This is a genomic window from Acinetobacter sp. UBA6571, assembly GCF_002434085.1.
GTDB classification, from domain to species: Bacteria; Pseudomonadota; Gammaproteobacteria; order Pseudomonadales; family Moraxellaceae; genus Acinetobacter; species Acinetobacter radioresistens.
Genome location: NZ_DJJJ01000038.1, coordinates 1 through 2,983, shown reverse-complemented (window position 1 = coordinate 2,983; position 2,983 = coordinate 1). Strand labels below are relative to the sequence as shown.

Below are 2,983 nucleotides of genomic sequence, written 5' to 3'. Positions count from 1 at the left end.
TATGACCGTGGACGCGAGATGGCAGAACATAAAATACTTGAAGAAGATTTAGGCATAGATGTATATTTCTGTGACCCACATTCACCTTGGCAAAAAGGCACATGCGAAAATATGAATGGTTTAATTAGGCAATATTTACCTAAAGGGATTGATTTAAATCAGGCAGATCAGCATTATTTAAATCAAGTTGCCATGTCACTGAATACTCGTCCTAGAAAGGCGTTAGATTGGCTTACACCATTAGAGAAATTTGCTCAGCTTGTTGATTATCATAAGACTTTTCAAACTGTCGCACCTCATGTTTGAATTCGCCCTAATATAAAAGCTTATTTTCAATAAAAAACACATCATAATACCCCCTTGCCTTTTAACCACAAAAATATTGAAGTTATTATTTAGAAGCAATTAATAGAAAAATAAACAAATCTTTTTTAAACAAGCTACTAATAAAAATATCTCCATCGAAAATAAAGTATAAAAATTCAAAAACCATTTAATAAAGTATCAATAGAGTTAAAATACATATAGCTTACTTTTAATTTTAAAGAGGAATACAAGAAATAATTTCTTGTATTCCTGTTATAAGATTGGGAGAACCAAGTTGATAATTTCACCCATTTCTTTGGATCTATTAATTTAAGTTTCGACTTTACTTATTTGAGCTTAGCCATTTGGTCGAGTCACAATCGGGAAAATTGAATCTGGACGTTTAAACATTGCAAAGAATTTTCCAATTTTCAGTGGATTACCTTTGACTTTACTGTCTTTAGAAAGCAGGACTTTTACCCCTTCTATTTGACCTGTAATCATTTTTAGATATAAGGGCTTGGTTAAGGTTAATGTAGGGCAATCCAATGCCAAATCTTTACTTTCATCATAACGCTTAAACTGCATGACTGAGTTTTCAACCCATAATGAAAAATGCTCTTTGGTATCCGACAAAACCAGATTGATACACTGGTTTTCATTTTTTAAATTTTCCACATCTAAATTTGTCGCCATAGCTTCAAGAAATCTTTCAGTTGGTGTATGAATCAATAAATCACTCGGATCAGAAGTATTTTGTAGGGGTACATTATTTTGTAGCTCTTGAGCGCCCACCAAAAAGAAATTACGCCAAGTTGAAGCCTCAGCAGCATAGCCCAATTGACGATAAGTATTCGCCAATAAGTCTTTTGCTTGTTGGTTTTGAGGGTTATTCAACACAATATGTTTTAAAATCTCGGCAGCCCATCTATAGTCAGCTTGAGCGTAGGCATCCCGCGCATTTTTCAATGCATTGTTCTCCCCACCTGCTAACTCAATATATTTTTTTGCAACAGCTTTAGGGGGTAATGGATCTAAATTGGAAGGATGGGCATCGAACCATCCCATATAATATTGGTATACTGCTTTTACATTATGTTTTAGGGTTCCATAATAGCCATGAGCATATAGTTTTTGATCAAGTGCCGCTGGAAGCTTAATTTTTTCGGCAATTTCAGCGCCATTAAAACCAGAGTTCATATATCTCACCGTCTGATCATGCGTGAACTTATAAACATCTCGCTGGGTTTTAATAAAATCTTGAATATTGTCATTGCCCCAGACAGGCCAATGATGCTGTGCAATCAATACATCGGATGCTTTGGCATGCTGCATTGCTTGGTCTAGATAGCCCACCCATTTTAAGGCATCACGGACTTTAGCACCCCGAAGGGTATAAAGATTATGCATGGTATGAGATAGAATTTCTGCGCCGTTATAAAGTTTCAATGATGGGATAGAGAACGTTAATTCTGCTGGTGCTTCTGAACCCGGCACGTTATAAAACACAAAATCCAAGCCATCAACCGTCATTTTCTGTTCTGGTTGAGTGATCAGTTGTGTAGGCTCAAGGATGCCCATTTTTCCCACAGCAACAGCCTTACCTAAACCTGTATCCACCAATCCTTCCGCATTTTTAGGTAGAAAAGTTCCATACATATAAGTCGCACGACGTATCATGGCTGAACCTGCCATCACATTTTCACTGGTCGCTTCTTCCATAAAGCCTTTTGGCGCAATAATTGGAGTTTTTCTAGCGTTAATTTCTTCGCTAGAAAGAACGCCTAATGCACCACCAAAATGATCGATATGGCTATGGGTAAAGATAATGGCTGAAATTTTTTGCTCACCTAAATGCTGTCTAGCAAATTTAAGTGCTGCTTCAGCCGTTTCTTTAGAGGTTAATGTATCCACAATAATCCAGCCAGTATCACCCTGAATGATGGTCATATTTGCCAAATCAAAACCACGAATTTGCCAAACTCGATCTGTTACTTTAAATAGCCCAACATTGTTGTTTAATTTTGCTTGTCGCCATAGAGTGGGATTAACGGTATTTGGTGCTTGATCTTGTAAAAAACTAAATGCATCAAAATCCCAGATAACATTGCCTTTCTCACTTTTAATTTGACCTGTTGGCTTGGCAATAAAGCCCTTTTGAGCCTGATTAAACTCAGTCATATCCTCTAAGTTATACTTCGCCTTATATGTATTATTTGATTCAATGACCGCTTTTTCTACTACAGTATTTGCTGCAAAAACAGAAAATGGCAGAATAAGCATCAATGAAACTGTTAAAAACTTAATTTTCATCTTCTTTCCTTTTTTTAAATAGAGGTGGTCCCACATGTTTGAACAACTAAAAGCTTATTTATAAGTGATACTCTGCTCTAGTTAAGCTACCTTATTTTGTTGTGGTAGCTGGTCATAGTAAAACTCATCTGGAGTCATTTTGTCCAGACTCGAATGAGGTCGTTTCAAATTATAAAATTCAAAATATGCGTTTAATTGCTTCTTCGCATCCAAAACATTGCTGTAGGCTTTGAGATACACCTCTTCATATTTAACGCTCCGCCATAATCGTTCAACCATCACATTATCAACCCATCGACCTTTACCATCCATGCTGATTTGGATGTCATTTGATTTCAATACATGGCAGAGTAAAACTTGAAGT

3 protein-coding genes are annotated in these 2,983 nt (G+C 36.4%); 1 reads left to right on the top strand and 2 read right to left on the bottom strand.

The window, feature by feature from the left end; all coding sequences use genetic code 11:
* Positions 1 to 306, top strand: a 306-nt coding sequence (locus B3X18_RS07930; RefSeq protein ID WP_107113081.1) for an IS30 family transposase, incomplete at its 5' end; no start/stop codon positions are given.
* Between the two features lie 357 nt (positions 307 to 663).
* On the opposite strand, the gene B3X18_RS07925 is transcribed toward B3X18_RS07930, so the two are convergent.
* Both B3X18_RS07925 and B3X18_RS07920 read right to left on the bottom strand, forming a co-directional pair.
* A complete protein-coding gene (locus B3X18_RS07925; RefSeq protein ID WP_000693745.1) occupies positions 664 to 2,619 on the bottom strand; it encodes an alkyl/aryl-sulfatase in 1,956 nt (651 codons plus the stop codon).
* 81 nt (positions 2,620 to 2,700) lie between these two features.
* Positions 2,701 to 2,983: integrase core domain-containing protein (locus tag B3X18_RS07920; RefSeq protein ID WP_139355027.1), on the bottom strand; the 283-nt coding region annotated here is incomplete at its 5' end.

Bases quoted from the DNA above. Each gene is read 5' to 3' on its own strand.
- B3X18_RS07925 (WP_000693745.1), bottom strand. From the start codon at position 2,619: ATGAAAATTAAGTTTTTAACAGTTTCATTGATGCTTATTCTGCCATTT.